19 protein-coding genes and 8 tRNA genes are annotated in these 18328 nt (G+C 42.2%); 9 read left to right on the top strand and 18 right to left on the bottom strand.

Translation table 11 applies throughout. The features are described 5' to 3' along the window. Position 1: 1 nt before the first annotated feature. From PE36_RS09500 to PE36_RS09510, 3 genes are all read left to right on the top strand, one after another. On the top strand, positions 2 to 1903 hold the full coding sequence (locus PE36_RS09500) for a DmsC/YnfH family molybdoenzyme membrane anchor subunit (RefSeq protein ID WP_006031796.1): 1902 nt from the start codon (positions 2 to 4) through the stop codon (positions 1901 to 1903). 430 nt (positions 1904 to 2333) lie between these two features. Then, positions 2334 to 3197 carry an RNA polymerase sigma factor RpoH gene (rpoH, locus tag PE36_RS09505; protein WP_006031797.1) on the top strand — a complete coding sequence of 288 codons (864 nt, stop codon included), beginning with the start codon at positions 2334 to 2336 and terminating at the stop codon, positions 3195 to 3197. Positions 3198 to 3303: 106 nt separating this feature from the next. Beyond that, a complete protein-coding gene (locus tag PE36_RS09510) occupies positions 3304 to 3642 on the top strand; it encodes a hypothetical protein (RefSeq protein ID WP_006031798.1) in 339 nt (112 codons plus the stop codon). 176 nt (positions 3643 to 3818) lie between these two features. Here PE36_RS09510 and PE36_RS09515 read toward each other — a convergent pair whose 3' ends face one another. After that, positions 3819 to 4610, bottom strand: coding sequence for a RelA/SpoT domain-containing protein (locus tag PE36_RS09515; protein WP_043994389.1), 792 nt, complete (start codon positions 4608 to 4610; stop codon positions 3819 to 3821). Positions 4611 to 4876: 266 nt separating this feature from the next. Between PE36_RS09515 and PE36_RS09520 the strand changes: the two genes are divergently transcribed. Next, positions 4877 to 5521, top strand: coding sequence for an OmpA family protein (locus PE36_RS09520; protein ID WP_006031800.1), 645 nt, complete (start codon positions 4877 to 4879; stop codon positions 5519 to 5521). A 231-nt stretch (positions 5522 to 5752) separates the two neighbouring features. On the opposite strand, the gene PE36_RS09525 is transcribed toward PE36_RS09520, so the two are convergent. The 11 genes from PE36_RS09525 to mutY all read right to left on the bottom strand — a co-directional run bounded on the left by PE36_RS09525 (position 5753) and on the right by mutY (position 9251). Further along, positions 5753 to 5828, bottom strand: a tRNA-Asn gene (locus tag PE36_RS09525). 6 nt (positions 5829 to 5834) lie between these two features. Further along, positions 5835 to 5910, bottom strand: a tRNA-Phe gene (locus PE36_RS09530). Positions 5911 to 5913: 3 nt separating this feature from the next. Further along, positions 5914 to 5989: transfer RNA gene (locus PE36_RS09535), tRNA-Thr, on the bottom strand. Between the two features lie 50 nt (positions 5990 to 6039). Further along, positions 6040 to 6115, bottom strand: a tRNA-Phe gene (locus PE36_RS09540). A gap of 3 nt (positions 6116 to 6118) precedes the next feature. Then, positions 6119 to 6194: transfer RNA gene (locus PE36_RS09545), tRNA-Thr, on the bottom strand. A 57-nt stretch (positions 6195 to 6251) separates the two neighbouring features. Next, positions 6252 to 6327 (bottom strand) — tRNA-Phe (locus tag PE36_RS09550). Between the two features lie 3 nt (positions 6328 to 6330). Beyond that, positions 6331 to 6406, bottom strand: a tRNA-Thr gene (locus PE36_RS09555). Between the two features lie 78 nt (positions 6407 to 6484). After that, positions 6485 to 6560 (bottom strand) — tRNA-Phe (locus tag PE36_RS09560). Positions 6561 to 6685: 125 nt separating this feature from the next. Next, complete coding sequence (locus PE36_RS09565; RefSeq protein WP_006031802.1) at positions 6686 to 7783, bottom strand: murein transglycosylase domain-containing protein; 1098 nt, start codon at positions 7781 to 7783, stop codon at positions 6686 to 6688. Positions 7784 to 7906: 123 nt separating this feature from the next. After that, positions 7907 to 8176, bottom strand: a complete 270-nt coding sequence (locus PE36_RS09570; protein WP_043994391.1) for an oxidative damage protection protein — start codon at positions 8174 to 8176, stop codon at positions 7907 to 7909. A gap of 1 nt (position 8177) precedes the next feature. Beyond that, the gene (mutY, locus tag PE36_RS09575) at positions 8178 to 9251 is read right to left on the bottom strand and encodes an A/G-specific adenine glycosylase (protein ID WP_006031804.1); all 1074 of its coding nucleotides are present in this window, start codon (positions 9249 to 9251) and stop codon (positions 8178 to 8180) included. Positions 9252 to 9402: 151 nt separating this feature from the next. On the opposite strand from mutY, the gene trmB reads away from it, so the two are divergent. The 3 genes from trmB (at position 9403) to glsB (ending at position 11556) form a co-directional block, all read left to right on the top strand. Beyond that, the gene (gene trmB / locus PE36_RS09580; protein ID WP_006031805.1) at positions 9403 to 10128 is read left to right on the top strand and encodes a tRNA (guanosine(46)-N7)-methyltransferase TrmB; all 726 of its coding nucleotides are present in this window, start codon (positions 9403 to 9405) and stop codon (positions 10126 to 10128) included. A gap of 12 nt (positions 10129 to 10140) precedes the next feature. Further along, positions 10141 to 10479 carry a YggL family protein gene (locus PE36_RS09585; protein WP_006031806.1) on the top strand — a complete coding sequence of 113 codons (339 nt, stop codon included), beginning with the start codon at positions 10141 to 10143 and terminating at the stop codon, positions 10477 to 10479. Between the two features lie 159 nt (positions 10480 to 10638). Next, positions 10639 to 11556, top strand: coding sequence for a glutaminase B (gene glsB / locus PE36_RS09590; protein WP_006031807.1), 918 nt, complete (start codon positions 10639 to 10641; stop codon positions 11554 to 11556). A 160-nt stretch (positions 11557 to 11716) separates the two neighbouring features. Here the strand turns inward: glsB and hemW are convergent, their stop codons facing one another. From hemW to PE36_RS09620, 6 genes are all read right to left on the bottom strand, one after another. Next, on the bottom strand, positions 11717 to 12904 hold the full coding sequence (gene hemW / locus PE36_RS09595) for a radical SAM family heme chaperone HemW (protein ID WP_006031808.1): 1188 nt from the start codon (positions 12902 to 12904) through the stop codon (positions 11717 to 11719). After that, positions 12904 to 13518 (bottom strand): XTP/dITP diphosphatase, encoded by a 615-nt coding sequence (locus PE36_RS09600; RefSeq protein WP_006031809.1) that lies wholly within the window; start codon positions 13516 to 13518, stop codon positions 12904 to 12906. The genes hemW and PE36_RS09600 overlap by 1 nt, the downstream gene beginning before the upstream one ends. A gap of 99 nt (positions 13519 to 13617) precedes the next feature. Then, entirely contained in the window at positions 13618 to 14046 is a 429-nt protein-coding gene (locus PE36_RS09605; protein WP_006031810.1) for a DUF4426 domain-containing protein, read from the bottom strand. Between the two features lie 267 nt (positions 14047 to 14313). Then, positions 14314 to 14859: a YggT family protein gene (locus PE36_RS09610; RefSeq protein ID WP_006031811.1), complete on the bottom strand. Its 546-nt coding sequence runs from the start codon at positions 14857 to 14859 to the stop codon at positions 14314 to 14316. A 52-nt stretch (positions 14860 to 14911) separates the two neighbouring features. Continuing rightward, positions 14912 to 15739: a pyrroline-5-carboxylate reductase gene (gene proC / locus PE36_RS09615; protein WP_006031812.1), complete on the bottom strand. Its 828-nt coding sequence runs from the start codon at positions 15737 to 15739 to the stop codon at positions 14912 to 14914. A gap of 56 nt (positions 15740 to 15795) precedes the next feature. After that, on the bottom strand, positions 15796 to 16491 hold the full coding sequence (locus PE36_RS09620; RefSeq protein WP_006031813.1) for a YggS family pyridoxal phosphate-dependent enzyme: 696 nt from the start codon (positions 16489 to 16491) through the stop codon (positions 15796 to 15798). A gap of 31 nt (positions 16492 to 16522) precedes the next feature. Between PE36_RS09620 and PE36_RS09625 the strand changes: the two genes are divergently transcribed. Both PE36_RS09625 and PE36_RS09630 read left to right on the top strand, forming a co-directional pair. After that, positions 16523 to 17557 (top strand): type IV pilus twitching motility protein PilT, encoded by a 1035-nt coding sequence (locus tag PE36_RS09625; RefSeq protein ID WP_006031814.1) that lies wholly within the window; start codon positions 16523 to 16525, stop codon positions 17555 to 17557. A gap of 11 nt (positions 17558 to 17568) precedes the next feature. After that, on the top strand, positions 17569 to 18328 hold a 760-nt coding region (locus PE36_RS09630), incomplete at its 3' end, for a PilT/PilU family type 4a pilus ATPase (RefSeq protein ID WP_043994393.1).

Here is an 18328-nt window from a genome sequence, read left to right on the forward strand (position 1 = left end):
TATGTTAGACAAATTAGAACAGTTTAGAGACCGCCTTGATCAAATCGGCGCGGCAGAAAAACCGGTTGTTGAAGACGGTACGCCGATTTTTGAACACCGTGTTGGTGAGCAAAATTACGCCAAATTAGCAGATGTAGAAATATTTGATGTTAATACCTACGGCAATAAAATTGATTTAATCGAACGTACCGAAGGTAAACTGCCTGTTGGCCGTTCAATGAATATTAATGAAAATAAAGCGGTAGGTGATAATCCTAACCGTAATAAACAGCATGCCTTCCACTTTACCGCGGATAACTGTATTGGTTGTCACGCGTGTGAAGCTGCGTGTAGTGAAAAGAATGACAACCCTGCACATATTGCCTTTCGCAGCGTGGGCTATGTCGAGAGTGGCAGTTACCCTGATTACAAACGTATCAATATTTCCATGGCGTGTAACCATTGTGATGATCCGGTTTGTCTAAAAGGTTGTCCAACCAAAGCTTATACCAAACATGTTGAATACGGTGCGGTATTGCAAGATCCGGATACTTGTTTTGGTTGTGGTTATTGTACTTGGGTTTGCCCGTACAATGCGCCACAACTTGATCCAATTAAAGGTCAGGTAACCAAATGTAATATGTGTGTAGACCGTTTGGAAGTCGGGTTAAAACCAGCGTGTGTCGCTGCTTGTCTGGGTAATGCGCTTAACTTTGGGGTGGTGGAAAATACCCCTGAAAACCGTATTCAGGCGAAAACATCGATGCCGGGCTTTCCTGATCCTAGTATCACCAAACCGAATATCCGTTTTCAGCAGACCACCAGTACTCAACGTGAAATGACGCGTACTGATAACATGCCGCTTAAATACCATAAACAAGATGATGGCTCGTTCCGCTCGGTTGTGGATGAAAAAGACGGTAAAGAACAATCGTGGAACTTGGGTCGTTTGAGTTCACGTGAAAATCCGCTGGTGATATTTACCCTGTTTTCACAAGCGGCGATGGGCGCATTTGCGCTTATCTTCCTAGGTCCATTACTGGGCATTGAAAGCTTAACTGGATTTACAGGATCTGGCGCGGGTTTAGCATTGCTGGTTATATTAATGGCGATGCAAGCGATTGGTTTATTAATGTCGACACTGCATCTTGGTAAACCTAAGCGTTTCTACCGTGGCTTTAACAACCTAGCACATTCTCCTGTCAGTCGAGAGGGCTTAGGTGTGGCCTTATTCTTTGGCTTCATGGGCGCATTTATGTTCTTTCAAGGGCTTGCCTGGTACTTTGACGTGAGCATCTTTAGTTATGTGGCGAATGCCTTTGGTGTGCTGGCCTTAATCGGTAGTGCTGGTGGTATATTTTACATGTACCGCAGTTACCGTATCAAAGCGCGTCCGTTCTGGGATCATTGGCAAACCGCTTGTTCGTTTGTTGGTTCTGCAATCGCACTTGGTACGTTATTAACGGCCTTAGTCGCTGTGATTGGTGGCGTTGAGCTTTATCCACTACTTACCGAGTTAGCGCCTGTTGTCATCACCGGTTTAGTGATTGAAGCGTTTGGTCTTTATTCACATGCTAAACACCTCAATGTAGAGCAGGGGGAAGGTGCGGCTTCGCATTACGTACAATGCACAACATTTGGTAAAACGTACAAATTACGTAATCTTACCGTGGCCATTAATATTTTTGCGGTAACCTTGCTGGCTGTATTAGCGCCATCTGGTATCTTAAGTCTGTTATGGTTATTGCCAATTGCATCCATTGCGTTAGCGTCAACGGTAAGTCGTGCGCTGTTTTATGTACTTGTTATTCCTACTACTATGCCAGGTGCATTCTTTTGGAAAAATAAAGGCTTTGAACAACATGCGCGTGATGTTGGTTTAGCTGATATGCCACAAGTGGGGGTGATACCGGACTTGCACTAAAATGGTGATACGGTGTTAATCTGACTGGTAATAACGTGTAAATCAGGTGTGATAAGGGTGGCGCTTGCTGCCCTTTTTACTTTTAAATAGAATACGTTGATGACAATAATGAATCTTATTGATTACCGAAAGTCATACTAAAAGATTAGCATTAGCCGATTGATTGATTTTCAATTGTCATGTTAATGTAATTTTCTGTAATTAGACTAGAGCTTTTCCAATCTAGCGTTAAACTAGATTGTACATAAATAATACAGCTGTCGTTAGATATGGTGATTTTTATCTGTTTATCAACAAGCTGAATTATCTATTTCAAATACTTAATACAATATACTTTATTTGTGCGGTCACGCTGATGGTCGAATTTGTCGATAAGCATCAGTCGTGGTAAGATCGCGCAGATTATTGTGTAATAACGGGAGAATTGTTGATGAGCAAAGATATGCAAAGTATGGCATTAGTTCCTCAGGGTAGCATTGAAGCCTATATCCAAGGCGTGAATAACATTCCAATGTTGACTGCTGAACAAGAAAAGGAACTAGGCGAACGCTTGCAGAATGAAGGTGATGTTGATGCTGCTCGTCAGTTGATCATGTCACATCTACGCTTTGTTGTTCACGTTGCTCGTGGTTACGCCGGTTATGGACTTGCTCAAGCTGACTTGATCCAAGAAGGCAACATCGGCTTAATGAAAGCGGTGAAACGATTTAATCCCGAGGTAGGTGTAAGACTGGTGTCTTTTGCCGTGCATTGGGTTAAAGCTGAAATTCATGAATTTGTACTGCGTAATTGGCGTGTAGTAAAAGTTGCGACGACTAAAGCACAACGTAAACTATTCTTTAATTTACGTAAATCAAAAAAACGCTTAGGCTGGTTTACCAGTGCAGAAGTGAAAACTGTTGCTGAGACCCTTGGCGTTTCTACTAAAGATGTAGTGGAAATGGAATCAAGAATGTCTTACTCAGATCAAGCATTTGATTTATATGCAGATGATGATAGCGATAAGGACTCTGGTTCAACGAGCTTTTCGCCAGCACAGTATTTGGAAGACAACGCTTCGGATGTAGCGCTACAAGTAGAACGTGAAAACTGGGATAAAAGCGCATCTCTAAGTTTAACTAACGCAATTTCTGAATTAGATGAACGTAGCCAAGATATCGTTAAATCTCGTTGGTTAGCGGAAGACAAAGCCACACTGCAATACTTAGCTGATCGTTATGGTGTTTCTGCTGAACGTGTTCGTCAGTTAGAAAAAAATGCCATGAAAAAACTCCGCGAGTTTATTTCCGGATAATAACCACACAGAATTGTTAAAAATGAGGTCTCCAATGGAGGCCTCATTTTTTTTGGCAAGAAAATAAATAAACGTTTAATGGTATTTAATATAGATGGAAAGAAACATGAATAGAGATCCCTTATTTGGCTTTCAGGGCAGTGCTCTTAAAAGTTACTTAGAACGTAATAAGTTAACTGAGGATCAGATTATTTTGATTTATAACGGGTCTGGGATGACACATGAATATAGCCTGGCACAAGTGATAATACCTGAAGAGGGTAAGCAAAAAAGGATTGTGGTGCGACTCTTAAAGAGCGGTGAAGACGTTACCTTCTTCCGCACCGGTAAAAGTGTACTAAAGAAAACAGCGCATTATAAAGTAATGCCTATGGTACCTTGGTTAATGGCGCGTTTTGGGTTGCAAGAGCAGATTCGATTTAACTGGAAGTGGGGTTATGCTTAAACCACCGCGTTACGCTTAGGCTATGTCTAAGGTATATAGGTTTAAGGTATGCAGGTTTAGACGTATTTCGGTTTAGAAGATAAAAGGCTCAATCATGAGTGTCATGATTGGGCCTTTTTGTAGCTAAACTATTTGTTACTAAGTTGTGTGTTAACTCAGATAGGCGAAATAAGCGGTTATGCCATTTGTTTAAAACTGGTTTTGAGTTCAACCATCAACTGCTGCTGCCAAGCCACTTGGTACAGATTTGTTGATTCTACTTTTAACTGTGCCACTTTAAATGCTTCAATTTCAGAAATTTCACGTTGTTGCTGCTGGGCATTATGACTGATTTGTTGAATCTTGACGTAATTGTCATGTTCAGGACCATTCTTAATGGCTTCAATGCGATCTAAATGTAACTGCACTTCAACCACCATCTGGGTTTTAGGTAGTCGTACTAATAAATTGATATCACGGTAACCATTTTGTTTTGGGTTATTAAAACGATTCTTTATTTGCACTATATCGGTTTCTTGTTCGAGTAATTCAAACGCGCTGATTAACTGTTGGCTGTTTTTAGCAATCAGTGAACTACGGGCTAAATCGGTGATTTTTTCTACCGCACCATCATGTTTATTGGCTATTTTAGCTTGGGCACGTTCAATACTTTTAATGGCAGGGATCACAGCATTGGTTTTTGACATTAATGCTATCTGTTGGGTGAGTGTTGCGAGTTCATCTTGTGCTGCTTCAGCTAATGAATAAAGAGAATCAAAATCGGAATAAGGTTGAATGATATTAGTGTTGTTCATATCAGACAGTTGATAAAGGCCGGCTAAGTCTTTGCTTATTTGTGTGCGCACTCGGTTAGTGGCACTGCCGTTATTAGAGGCTTGACTAAGGCTAAGCATGGTAGCGGCTTCGAGCGGCGCTTTACCGGCTAGCATTAGTACTAGAATTAATGATGTTCTGAGAAAGCTATACATAGGTATCCTTTTTAAGAAAACGCATTCGCATCATTGTATGCTGATACTTAGTAATAGATGAGTGCGCACTGTCACAATTCAAGATGAGGCATTGTAAAGCTGTGTAAGAAGTGACTAAGCTTGTAAAATAGTGAGAGTGACATCACTTATTTGTGCTGATTCGGTTAATTAACTAGTAAATATACTGATGCGCTTGTAGTTTATTTAAGTTACAGTGTTCGCGATCACTAACTTCCAATATCGTTTCTATATTTAAGGCTTATTCAATGATGAAAAAAACACTAACAGCAATAATGATTATTGCTGCTCTTACTGGTTGTGCTCGTCAAAATGCGACAACAGGTGAACAAGAAACGAATACTGCAACCAAGTCTGCGATTGGCGGTGCTATTGCGGGTGCATTGATTGGCGCTTCGACAGGTAAGAAAAACGCTGCTTTGTTTGGTGCGTTAGGTGGTGCGGCGATTGGCGGTGGTATTGGTCATTACTTCGATCGTCAAGAAGAAGAATTACGTCAAGAGCTGATCGGCTCTGGTGTGCAAGTTAAGCGTGTTGGTGAGAATGAATTACAGCTGATTATGGCAAAAGGTATTGGTTTCCAAACCGCGGGTTATAACTTAAGTGGTGATATTTACTCAAGCTTAAACAGCGTGGCTAAAATCCTTAATGAGTACCCTAAGTCATCACTGCGTATTGTTGGCCACACGGATAGCGTAGGTAGCGCACAATCGAATTTAACATTGTCTGAAGAACGCGCTGAATCTGTCAGTGAGTACCTTAATAAACGTGGTATTAAATCAGGTCGTTTATCAACGCGTGGTTATGGTGAGCGTCGTCCTATTGCGTCTAATGAGACAAAAAGTGGTCGTGCTGCTAACCGTCGTGTAGAAATTAGTATTACTGCTAACTAATTAGCTTTAAGCATATAGGCATGACCAGTTGACGTTATATTTATCGTTGCTAGTTGTACCGAGAGCCGAACCCTGTGTTCGGTTTTTTTATAGCTATAAATTAAAGCGTTCAGCTAATGCAGAAATAGGGGAATAGTATTCAGATATAGGATTATTTAATTAACCTATTGCGCAGGACTAAATTTTGGATAAAAAAAGACCCAGTTATATAAATAACTGGGTCTTTTTAATTGGCTCCCCTTGCTAGACTTGAACTAGCGACATATGGATTAACAGTCCACCGTTCTACCAACTGAACTAAAGGGGAATTATTTGGTGCCCGAACCCGGAATTGAACCAGGGACACGAGGATTTTCAATCCTCTGCTCTACCGACTGAGCTATTCGGGCAAATGGTGCCGACTGCCGGAGTCGAACTGGCGACCTACTGATTACAAGTCAGTTGCTCTACCTACTGAGCTAAGTCGGCACTAAATGCTTTTTCATAAAGATAGTGGTATATATCTTTATTTATTAATATGGTGCCCGAACCCGGAATTGAACCAGGGACACGAGGATTTTCAATCCTCTGCTCTACCGACTGAGCTATTCGGGCAAATGGTGCCGACTGCCGGAGTCGAACTGGCGACCTACTGATTACAAGTCAGTTGCTCTACCTACTGAGCTAAGTCGGCACTAAATGCGTTTTAAATAAAGATACCTATTAACGAAATATCTTTACCGTTTTAATATGGTGCCCGAACCCGGAATTGAACCAGGGACACGAGGATTTTCAATCCTCTGCTCTACCGACTGAGCTATTCGGGCAAATGGTGCCGACTGCCGGAGTCGAACTGGCGACCTACTGATTACAAGTCAGTTGCTCTACCTACTGAGCTAAGTCGGCACTAAATGCGTGTCGCATAATATCATCTTCATTTTAAAAAACAAGTCAATATTACACTTTTTTATTCTTTCCAAATTTTGGTGCCCGAACCCGGAATTGAACCAGGGACACGAGGATTTTCAATCCTCTGCTCTACCGACTGAGCTATTCGGGCAATGGAGCGCTATTAAATATAATTTAGGCCGATCCGTCAACTGTTTCGCCAAGTTTAGTGAAAATAATATGGGTTAACCCTATGCGCTGGCTGATTAATCATCAATACGTGTGTTTTGTTGACGTTTAACGGCTAAGTTGACGAAAATGACGGTTTACCGCAGATACATAGTTTTTTATATCGTCGCGAGATTGAGTGTTAGTGAAACTTTGGTAAACCTCGTAAGAAGATAAGCTATTGATGATGGTGAGTGCTTCTTTTTTGTTCTTCGAGAAGGTTTGCTGCATGTTTTGTGGTCCCGCAATATAACTTGCCAGCATGGCATAATAGCGAGATTTAGGGTTGTTGATCTCTTTCAGATACTGTTTATCTAATAAAGATAAATAACTGCTGCCAATATCTAGGTTGTTATTGTTATTAAATAGCCAGTTTGGTTGCGGCTTAAAGGGATATTTTTTTTGTTGATGAAATACATCCTGGCCAATGGAGCTGGAAATTTGCATTAAGCCAATACGACCCGTGCTGCTGAGTGCATACGGATTAAATAAGCTATCAACTTGGATCATAGCGGTGACTATGTGGCTATCAATGCCATAGTGTTGTGCGGATTGTTTAATCTGGGCTTGATAACGCTGCATGCGCACTTTGGTATGGTTAGCAGTTAACGTAAATGTCACCGCGTCTACCGAACGACCACTTATCGTTATTTGCTTACGCTTGTGCTTAATAAGATAGTTAGCATAACGCGAGGCGCGCCAATGCCATTTGATGGCTTTGCCATCATTATCTTTAACTTGTAGATAAAGAAATGGCTTCCCTTTAACTTCAGAGCTGTAACTGGTGTAGAAATCTGTGTATGCAGGGTGCTCAGGGGCAAGTAGAGTGTACTCAATCGCCTGTTTAAGGTATTGCTGGCTATTTGGTTGTGCGAGTGTCTCGACACGGACGTTACCTTGTTGAAAATCGATAATTGAGCGACTGCGGTAATCGTTGGTATATTTGATATAGCGATAATTGGTTGAAAACGACAGTTCAGTATCACCCCAAAGGTTGGTTACTTGGCTGCGGTAATTATTTTGTAAGGTGTTAAGAGCAGTATTGTCTTTGTCGTTGGATTTTTCGGTTTTGGCGCGGTAATTTGGCTGCTGATAAGAAAGTCGTTCTAGCGCTTGAGTGGTATTATTGAGACTCGCGAGTTCGACTGAATGCTGATAGTCACTCATCGAGCAGGCGCTTAAGAGACTGCAACTGACAGCGATTAGTAGTGTGCGGAATATTGCCATGGGACTGATTGGTTCTCGGGGTTAAACTTGCCTAGCGCTAGAGTATCACGCTAGGCAATCGGATTAAGCTTTTGGGGTAAAACCGTCAATGATCACGTCTTGACCTTCAAACAGATATTTGACCATTTCTTGTTCAAGAAATATGCGGTCATTTTCATCCATCATGTTTAATTTTTTTTCGTTAAGCAGCATAGTTTGTTTTTGCTGCCATTCAGACCATGCCTCTTGGCAAATATGATCAAAAATACGTTTACCTACTTCACCAGGATAAAGTTGAAAACGTAAACCTTCCGCTTCTTTTTGTAAGCGTGTGCAGAAAACCATTCTAGCCATGTTATGCCTCTCTCAATGCTTGAGATGTTAATAATTTTTTAGTTGCAGCTGCTAATCCCACAGTTGCCGGTTGCTCTATGTTATACCAAAGAGTCCCTTGAGATTCCATTATTTGCGTACTTGTTGTGGCAATTATTTCCACTAACAAGGGACTAATATCAAGATGGAAGTGGCTAAATGTATGCCTAAATCCAGGTAACTCTAGGGTGCTAAACTCACTAATGCCGAATTGTGCGAGTTGTTCTGCCAGCGATACCGTGTCATCGCGCTCGGGAAAGCACCAGAGTCCGCCCCAAATACCGGTTGGTGGGCGTTGCTGTAAACATAGTGTCGATCCTTGTTTTAGTAATAGCATTTGCACCGTTCTCACCGGAATTGTTTTTTTCGGTTTCGGGGTTGGGAATGCAGTCGGGGTGCCCATCGCTCGGGCTTTGCAATCATCATTAACCGGGCAAATATCACAGTCAGGTCGACTACGGGTGCACACTGTTGCGCCTAGATCCATCATCACCTGATTATAATTAGCCGTTTGTTGTTGCGGTGTGAGTTCTTCAGATAACGCCCACAGAGTATTTTCCACCGCTTTTACGCCATACCAACCTTCGATGGCGCCCCAACGGGTTAATACGCGTTTGACGTTGCCGTCTAAAATGGCGTGGGGCTGATTTAGCGATAATGACAATACCGCGCCTGCGGTTGAACGACCGACACCAGGTAATGCTAATACTTGCTCGAATTCGGTTGGGAATATGCCTTGGTACTCATCACGGATTAATTGCGCGGCTTTATGTAAATTACGGCCGCGTGCGTAATAACCGAGTCCGGTCCACAAGTGTAAAACCTCATCGATGTGCGCATTAGCCAAATCGGTGACGGTTGGAAATTTCTGCATAAAAGTAGTGAAATAGGGGATCACAGTGCTGACTTGGGTTTGTTGTAACATCACTTCACTTAGCCAAGTTGGATAAGGTTCGTGGTATTGTTGCCAAGGTAAATCTTTACGACCAAAGTCTTTAAACCAAGCAAGTACCCGCGGGGCAAATGTGTCTTTATTATTTTCTAATAGCAATGTCATCGGGTATTTTTAACAACTGTGGGAAATTTAGGCTGAAATTATGCCACACAAAACTTGCCAAATTCAGCTATCTTTGGATAATGCCCAAATTAACAGATAAATTTATAATGTTTATGGCGATTAAACTGTCATAACGGCGACTGGATAAAAAATGACTGAACATAAAAGAATAGCAGAACCTGAATTAACAGAAGACGGTAAACGTATCCGTAAAGTGAGAAGTTTTGTGTTACGTGAAGGACGTTTAACCAAAGGCCAGGAAGCCGCTATGAAAGATTTTTGGCCGACTATGGGTCTAGATCATGACATGGGCATGCTCGATTTTTCTGAAGTTTTTGGTAACGATAACCCAGTAACATTAGAAATTGGCTTTGGTATGGGCGCATCGTTAGTTGAGATGGCGGCTATTTCACCAGAGAAAAACTTTATTGGTATCGAAGTACATTCACCCGGTGTTGGTGCATGTCTGATGGCTGCGGGCGAACGCGGCATTACCAACTTGCGCGTATTTTGCCATGATGCCGTTGAAGTATTAGTGGATTGTATCCCTGATACTAGTTTAGGTGGCATGCAGTTGTTCTTCCCTGATCCTTGGCATAAGAAGCGTCATCACAAACGTCGCATCGTACAAGCAGAATTTGCAGAAAGTATTCGCCAAAAACTTAGCTTAGGTGGTATCTTCCATATGGCGACAGACTGGGAACACTATGCCGAGCATATGATTGAAATAATGGCTGCTGCACCCGGTTATGAAAATACCGCAACAGAAGGGCATTTTGTGCCACGTCCAGACTGGCGTCCATTAACTAAATTCGAACAACGTGGTCACCGTTTAGGGCACGGCGTTTGGGATATTATTTATAAACGTACTAAATAATTCGAGGTAATAATGGCTAAAAATCGTAATCGTCGTCTACGTAAAAAACTCCGTGTTGATGAATTTAAAGAATTGGGTTTTGATCTTTCTTGGGACTTCGCTGAAGGGACAACTGAAGCGCAAATTGACGCTATCTTAGATGGTTTCATTGCTGAAGTTATCGATCCTAACAAACTGGCTTTTGCTGCTGACGGTAACTTACAATGGGATGGTATGATTTGTACTGAAACCCACGGTAAATGTACTGAAGAGCAACGTGAACAAGTGAAAACTTGGTTAGAAGCAAAAGGTATTCAAAACCTAATTGTTAGCCCATTATTTGATTTGTGGTACGGTGAAGAAGGCGAATAAGCCCATTTACTCGTCCCTAAAACCGGCTTTTTTCAGGTATATCTCCTTAAAATGGTCGGTTATTTGTTGTCTTATGTCTACGCTCGACAGCTGCTATTTTTCCATTTTTGTTCCCGCTTTCTACAGCACACCGAACACCGTATTTTAAATAGGTTATTTATGCTTTCTAACGCATCTCTAGAAGAACTGCTCGCCGAAGTACGCCCACTAATTGGCAAAGGTAATGTTGCCAATTATATTCCTGCATTGGCAAATGTAGATCCGAATCAGCTGGGCATTGCTGTATGTATGGCAAACGGTGATATATTTACGGCAGGTGATGCAGATACACGTTTTTCAATCCAAAGTATTTCCAAAGTATTTGCATTGACTGCGGCGTTAACCCGTTTTTCTGAAGATGAATTATGGACAAGGGTGGGGCGAGAACCTTCTGGACAAGCCTACAATTCACTTATTCAATTAGAGTTTGAAAAAGGCAAACCGCGTAATCCGTTTATTAATGCGGGCGCATTGGTGGTGGCTGATATGCTGCAAAGTCGCCTTTCTGCACCGAAACAACGGATGTTGGAATTACTGCGAAAACTGGCTAACTCGACCGATATCTATATTGATCACAACGTAGCAGATTCAGAATTTGAACACATGGCGCGTAATGCCGCTATCGCTTATTTGATGAAATCACACGGTAACTTTAATAATAGCGTCGAAACGGTATTACAGAGCTATTTTAGCTATTGTGCGATAAATATGAATTGTGTGGAATTGGCCACTGCATTCTCATTTTTAGCGAAAAAAGGGATACCTTGTCATCGTAACAAGAGCCTGGTTAGTGAACGTTGTACGCGCCGCTTAAATGCGTTGTTGGCAACGTGTGGTTTATATGATGAATCAGGTGATTTTGCTTTCCGTGTTGGCATGCCAGCGAAAAGTGGCGTTGGCGGTGGTATTGCTGCTGTGATCCCTGGCGAATTAACGGTTTGTGTGTGGTCGCCAGAACTGAATGATTCAGGTAATTCGTTGGCGGGCACGGCATTGTTAGAGCTGTTTAGTGAGCGTTTTGGCCATTCAATTTTCTAACGATAACGGCTGCTGGTGACTGGTCGTTATTTATTGCAGTCAGTGATGGAATAAAAATAGTAAAGGGGCACAATAATTAATTATTGCGCCCCTTTTTATTTTCTATGTTCTACATGTGATTGCTACTGCCGCTATGATTACCGCAAAGGCTAATAGCCAATTAGATAAACAGATCGAATAAGCTATTCAGATAACGATGACCCAGTTTGGTCACTTGCCAATGGGTTTCGGTTTCAGTGAGTAAGCCTTTTTTTATCGCGGCGTCAATCTGCTTACTAACCGTGGTCAATGGCAATCCGGTAAAGTCACAAAAATCTTGTTTTGGTGTTGCTTCGGTTAACCGAAAACGATTCATGAAGAATTCAAATGGCAGTTCATCTTGGACTACAACATGTTCATTGTCTAAAAAGGCTTTGTCAGCGTCCATATAACCGCGTGGATGCTTTACCTTGCTACGGCGATATATCTTGCCCGTTTCTGGGTCGGTGAGCTTACCGTGCGCGCCACAGCCAATACCGATATAGTCACCAAAACGCCAATAGTTTAAATTGTGCTGACATTGGTTACCGGCTTTAGCGTAACCTGATATCTCATATTGCTCATAACCGGCTTCACTCAATAGTGCATGGCCTTGTTCAAAAATATCCCAAAGGATATCTTCATCCGGCAAGGTGGGTGGTTTAGAGTGGAACTGGGTGTTCTGCTCAATGGTTAATTGATACCAAGACAGATGTTGAGGCGCTAATTCGACCGCCTTATTCAAATCATATAAGGCATCATTCAGATCTTGATGTGGCAGGCCATGCATCAGATCTAAATTGAACGAGTTTAACGCTGACTCGCTGGCAATATTGGCCGCGCGGATCGCTTCATCAGGATCGTGGATACGGCCTAATAAATTAAGCTTTTCGGCTTGTAAACTTTGCACACCAATCGAGATGCGGTTAACACCGGCGGCGACATAACCGTGAAAACGATTGGCTTCGACGGTCCCTGGGTTGGCTTCCATGGTGATCTCGATATTGTCACTAAATGGGATCATGGCTTCAATACCATCAAGTATTTTGCCGATACCTTCAGCGCTGATCAAACTTGGTGTACCGCCGCCAATAAAGATCGAATGCAATGATCGTTGGAATACGCGCGGTAATTCACTGCGTAAGTCAGCCAGTAGATCGGCAATGTATTCGTCTTCCGGGATCTTACCTTTTTGGGTATGTGAGTTGAAATCACAGTACGGACATTTTTGCACGCACCATGGAATATGCACATATAAACTCAATGGCGGTAGTCGCATTGGCAGTGTTGTTACTGTATCAGTTGTAGTCGTCATCATGGTATCTGTCATTATTTTGTAGCTAATCGTGTTTGCTGTTCATGCATTGCCGCTAACAATTTGGTTAACGCTTGGCCGCGGTGACTGAGTTCACTTTTACGTTGTTTAGTCAGTTCTGCGGATGTACAGCCTTCCGACTCCACAAAGAAAATAGGATCGTAACCAAAACCATCTTCACCACTTGGCTGCTGGGTGATAATCCCATCCCAACTGCCGTGACAGACTAACGGTGTCGGATCTTCAGCATGGGTCATGTAGACCAATACACAATGAAAACGTGCAGTACGTTGCGCTGCAGGAACATCTTTAAGTGCGTCTAATAACTTAAGTAAGTTATCGCGATCACTGGCATCTACACCGGCGTAACGTGCAGAGTAGATACCGGGTACACCTTGTAGCGCATCAACGGCTAAGCCTGAATCATCAGCAATAGCAGGCAGACCCGTTAATGCTGCTGCATGTTTCGCTTTGATGATGGCATTTTCAATAAAGGTGGTGCCAGTCTCATCCGCTTCGACAATATTGAAGTTACTTTGTGGCAGTACTTCCAGACCAAATTCAGCAAGCAGTGCTGACATTTCACGAACTTTACCTGGATTACCAGTAGCGAGAACAACTTTAGACATGGTGCGCCTTTATTATTTATTAAAAAAAAGTTAAATGAGATGAGTTATACCACTCATCTACGGGTCAGGTTATACAGGATCAGCGATCACTGATAAAGCCTAATCAACATAAAACTTCTGTTGGAATTTTAGCTCTTGGGTTTGATTACCACTGCTTATCGTTACCTTGATACGGTAAGTTTCTTCGTTACGGTGTGGCACTTCTGCAATGTAGTAAATAGCATTTTGTTCGCGAATTTCACGCACGTCTAATTCGCGGATATTACCGAGTAAATTACGTGCCGTCACTGTCATTGTTACCGCTTGCGCTTTTAGGGTATCGCTATCAAGCACTGAAATATTGATAATACCAAGGTATTTACTACGGTCGATATCATAATCCGAGGCGATGTCAGAGGTTAAGAATGTGCTTGGAAAAGCAATGTAATGCACATCCCAATCACCCAGCTTTTGCATTTGTTCTGCATTGGCTGCTGCTGAGACGAGTAAGGCAATAGAGAGTAATAAAGATTTGAATAATGCTGGCATGTTGGCTCCGCAATTAAATTTGAGCAAAGAGGATATAAATAGTATAGCTAACTTGAATTAGTAACATATCAATGCAAGGTTTCCCCTGCATTGATACTGGCTTTATTATACCAATCACAATAAATAGATGATCATTCTTTCTGGTTAAAACTGTCACTAACTGCGTTGTTAATTTTGTAATTAGAATAACTAGTTACGGCAATTAACGTCTTGTTATTGTCAATTTTCCCGGCGAAATAATTGATCACTTATTTAATGCAATGGGTATTAGAACGGTAGACCGGTCAGATCGCCAATTAACATTTGTAAAAATTGCAGACCTAAAATCGCCACTAACATTGATAGATCAAGACCACCAATAGCAGGAATGATACGACGGATAGGCGTTAAAATTGGCTCACTTAGTTGTGATAGTACGTTTTCAACTGGGCTGTTGCCCTGGCTAACCCAGCTTAAAATTGCACGTAAGATCAATACGTAGAATACTAAGCTAAAGCATTGCTTAACCAGTTTTATCGCAGCTAAGATTAATACATCTTGGATAGGTGCTACTGCACCCGTTTGCAGACCGAATAAGGTATAAATCATCACACAGGCTACTGCATAAGCAAATATGACTGAAGCGAGATCGAGGCCGCCTAGGCTTGGGATCACGCGACGTAATGGTCTGACAACGGGTTGGGTTGCTTTGACAATAAATTGGCTCATTGGATTATAAAAATCGGCACGGGCCAGTTGTAACCATACGCGTAGTAGTATGATGAGGATGTATGTTTCAAATAAGATACTGACCAAAAAGTTAGCCGCGTTCATAAATTACCCTTCAAGTTAATTGGTTATGAGTTAATTGTTCGTTGGTTAATCGTTAAAATAGTTTTTGCATTTCTTCAGCGCGGGACACCGCTGCTTGCATTGCTGTATTGACAGTACCGCGTAGATCTTGTTCTTCAAAAGTACGGATTGCTTCTGCTGTCGTGCCACCTTTTGAGGTTACATTTTGGCGTAATGTGGCTAAATCAATGTGTGGATTTTGGATCACTAATTCGGCTGAACCAGCCGCCGCTTGCTGGACTAGCTCTCTTGCTTGCTGTTTACTGAATCCCATGCCGATAATGCTTTCTTGCATTGCTTCCATGAAGAGGAAGAAATAAGCCGGTGAACTGCCCGTGGCGGCAATAATGGTATTTAAATCAGCTTCGTTATCGACCCAGCATGTTTTACCAACCGCCATCATGATCTGGTCAATGGTTTTGATATCGTTATCAGACACTTCTGGTGATGGGAATAAACCTGTCATGCCTTTTTGTACTAACGCTGGGGTATTTGGCATGGTCCGTACAATAGGTTGATTGTCCGCTAATAAACTCTGTAAACGTTCAACGGTTACGCCAGCGGCAACAGACACAAATAACTTACCACGGTAATTGCTACTTTGTTCTGCAAGATGAGAGCAAACCTCTGCCATCAACTGTGGTTTTACTGCCAGAATAATAATATCTGCCGCCGCCACAGCAGCGTGATTGTCTTGGGTGGTATTAATGGCAAATTTTTCTGCTAATACATCTAAGCGCGACCGTGTCGGACTGGCTGCATAAATTAACTCGGCAGGATAACCATCTGCGATCATGCCTGTGATAAGGCTGCTAGCCATATTTCCTGCACCGATAAAGGCGATTTTTTTATTCGTGATCATTACTGTTTAATTCCTTATACTTGCTCGTTACTGTTTAATTCCATAAAACGGAGTGATCAGTCGCGTGCGCCAAAAATGGCTGTGCCAACACGTACCATGTTGCTACCTTGCGCAATCGCAAGTTCCATATCGTTGGTCATACCCATCGATAAAGTGTCTATTTGGTTATATTGGTGCTGAAGTGATAAATACAACGATTCAAGCTGGCTAAATTGTGATTTAAGCTTGTCGATATCAGCTGTTTTTTCTGGGATCGCCATGATCCCACGTAACACCAAGTTAGGTAAATTAGCCACTTGTTCAGCTAACAGGTGTGCTTGTTGCACATCAGCGCCAGACTTGCTGTCTTCGGCACTGATATTAATTTGAATACAAACGTTTAATTTAGGCATATCTGCTGGACGTTGATCATTGAGTCGTTGCGCCACTTTTAAACGGTCGATACTCTGCACCCAATCAAAATGCTCGGCGATTGGACGGGTTTTATTCGACTGGATAGGACCAATAAAGTGCCACTCTATATCGTCGTAGTTGCCGTCTTGCTGCAGGTGAGTAATTTTTTCTACCGCCTCTTGCAGGTAGTTTTCACCAAATTTACGCTGTCCGAGTGCGTAAACTGCCATCACTTGTTCGACGGGCTTGGTTTTACTTACTGCAAGCAGGTTAATTTCAGACCTTTTTTTGCAAGATGCGCTTGTCGCGTTTTCAATTTGAGTCAGAACCTGTTGTAATCGTGTTGATATACTATTCATGATGTTACTTGCAAATGAGGTTAAAAAGAATATGGATGTTACAGAGTTACTTACATTTAGTGTAAAGCATAACGCATCAGATCTACACCTTTCTTCGGGTGTGTCTCCGATGATCCGCGTGGATGGTGATGTACGTAAAATAAACTTACCGGCTTTTGACGCTAAACAAGTACATGCGCTGATTTATGACATTATGGATGATAAACAACGCAAAGACTATGAAGAACATTTGGAAGTCGATTTTTCTTTTGAAATTAATAACGTTGCCCGTTTTCGTGTGAATGCATTCAATCAACACCGTGGTCCAGCAGCAACGTTTCGTACTATTCCCAGTGACATAAAAACTATGGCCGAATTAAGTGTGCCAGATATTTTGCATGATCTGGTCAACTTGCCACGTGGTTTAGTATTGGTGACCGGGCCGACTGGTTCAGGTAAATCAACCACATTGGCTGCGATGATCGACCACATTAATGAGCACCAGCATAAGCACATATTGACCATTGAAGATCCAATTGAATTTGTTCACCAAAATAAAAAAAGCTTAATTAATCAGCGTGAAGTATATCGCGATACTAAAAGTTTTAATGCGGCATTACGTTCGGCGTTACGTGAAGATCCCGACATCATTTTAGTGGGTGAAATGCGCGATTTAGAAACTATTCGTCTGGCATTAACCGCCGCTGAAACGGGACACTTGGTATTTGGTACCTTGCATACAACCTCTGCAGCGAAAACCATTGACCGTATTGTTGATGTATTCCCAGGACAAGAGAAAGCCATGGTGCGTTCTATGCTGTCTGAATCATTACGAGCGGTAATTTCACAAACCCTATTAAAACGTACCGGTGGTGGTCGTGTCGCAGCACATGAGATCATGTTGGGTACACCCGCTATCCGTAACTTGATCCGTGAAGATAAGGTCGCACAGATGTATTCGGTGATCCAAACGGGTATGATGCACGGTATGCAAACATTAGATCAATCGTTACGAGAATTGGTTAATATGGGTATTGTTACCAGCGAAGAAGCGCGCATTCGAGCCGTTGATCAACAAAATTTTTAAGGATGAATAACATGGGGATGTTACCGCAACTCTTTAGTGCAATGAAAAAGCTGGCCGGTTCCGATATGTATATCTCTGCGGGTATTGCGCCGACAGTGAAAGTACACGGTTCATTACGTGCGCTCTCGGAACATAAATTAACCGCAGAGCAATCGTTAGCCTTAGTCAAAGAAGCCATGTCTGAGGATGAGTATGCTTCTTTTTACCGCACCAAAGAATCTAATTTTGGTATTTTCATGCCAGATATTGGTCGTTTCCGTGTCAGTGCATTTTGGCAATTAGAAAAAGCTGGCATGGTTATTCGGCGTATTGAAACCGAAATTCCAGCCATGGATGACTTACACTTACCACCAATATTAAAACACACGGCACTCGAAAAGCGTGGTTTAATATTGGTGGTTGGTGCGACTGGTTCGGGTAAGTCGACCACCCAAGCAGCGATGGTGGGTTATCGAAATCAAAACTCATCGGGGCATATCTTAACCATTGAAGACCCCATTGAGTTTGTCCATGAACATGGTAGTTGTATTATCACCCAGCGTGAAGTGGGTATCGATACCGAGTCGTTTGAAGAGGCGTTAAAGAGTTCCTTGCGCCAAGCGCCTGATGTTATTCTTATTGGTGAGATCCGCTCGCAAGAAACCATGGAATTTGCCTTGGCGTTTGCGGAAACGGGTCATTTATGTATGGCGACGTTACATGCAACCAATGCTAACCAAGCCATCGATCGTATTTTGCACTTAGTACCAAAAGAAAAACATGCGCAATTGT

Origin of the sequence: Moritella sp. PE36 (assembly GCF_000170855.1) — a bacterium.
Taxonomy (GTDB): Bacteria; Pseudomonadota; Gammaproteobacteria; order Enterobacterales; family Moritellaceae; genus Moritella.

Bases quoted from the DNA above. Each gene is read 5' to 3' on its own strand.
- PE36_RS09500 (WP_006031796.1), top strand. From the start codon at position 2: ATGTTAGACAAATTAGAACAGTTTAGAGACCGCCTTGATCAAATCGGC.
- rpoH (WP_006031797.1), top strand. From the start codon at position 2,334: ATGAGCAAAGATATGCAAAGTATGGCATTAGTTCCTCAGGGTAGCATT.
- PE36_RS09510 (WP_006031798.1), top strand. From the start codon at position 3,304: ATGAATAGAGATCCCTTATTTGGCTTTCAGGGCAGTGCTCTTAAAAGT.
- PE36_RS09515 (WP_043994389.1), bottom strand. From the start codon at position 4,610: ATGTATAGCTTTCTCAGAACATCATTAATTCTAGTACTAATGCTAGCC.
- PE36_RS09520 (WP_006031800.1), top strand. From the start codon at position 4,877: ATGATGAAAAAAACACTAACAGCAATAATGATTATTGCTGCTCTTACT.
- PE36_RS09565 (WP_006031802.1), bottom strand. From the start codon at position 7,783: ATGAGTGACTATCAGCATTCAGTCGAACTCGCGAGTCTCAATAATACC.
- PE36_RS09570 (WP_043994391.1), bottom strand. From the start codon at position 8,176: ATGGCTAGAATGGTTTTCTGCACACGCTTACAAAAAGAAGCGGAAGGT.
- mutY (WP_006031804.1), bottom strand. From the start codon at position 9,251: ATGACATTGCTATTAGAAAATAATAAAGACACATTTGCCCCGCGGGTA.
- trmB (WP_006031805.1), top strand. From the start codon at position 9,403: ATGACTGAACATAAAAGAATAGCAGAACCTGAATTAACAGAAGACGGT.
- PE36_RS09585 (WP_006031806.1), top strand. From the start codon at position 10,141: ATGGCTAAAAATCGTAATCGTCGTCTACGTAAAAAACTCCGTGTTGAT.
- glsB (WP_006031807.1), top strand. From the start codon at position 10,639: ATGCTTTCTAACGCATCTCTAGAAGAACTGCTCGCCGAAGTACGCCCA.
- hemW (WP_006031808.1), bottom strand. From the start codon at position 12,904: ATGACAGATACCATGATGACGACTACAACTGATACAGTAACAACACTG.
- PE36_RS09600 (WP_006031809.1), bottom strand. From the start codon at position 13,518: ATGTCTAAAGTTGTTCTCGCTACTGGTAATCCAGGTAAAGTTCGTGAA.
- PE36_RS09605 (WP_006031810.1), bottom strand. From the start codon at position 14,046: ATGCCAGCATTATTCAAATCTTTATTACTCTCTATTGCCTTACTCGTC.
- PE36_RS09610 (WP_006031811.1), bottom strand. From the start codon at position 14,859: ATGAACGCGGCTAACTTTTTGGTCAGTATCTTATTTGAAACATACATC.
- proC (WP_006031812.1), bottom strand. From the start codon at position 15,739: ATGATCACGAATAAAAAAATCGCCTTTATCGGTGCAGGAAATATGGCT.
- PE36_RS09620 (WP_006031813.1), bottom strand. From the start codon at position 16,491: ATGAATAGTATATCAACACGATTACAACAGGTTCTGACTCAAATTGAA.
- PE36_RS09625 (WP_006031814.1), top strand. From the start codon at position 16,523: ATGGATGTTACAGAGTTACTTACATTTAGTGTAAAGCATAACGCATCA.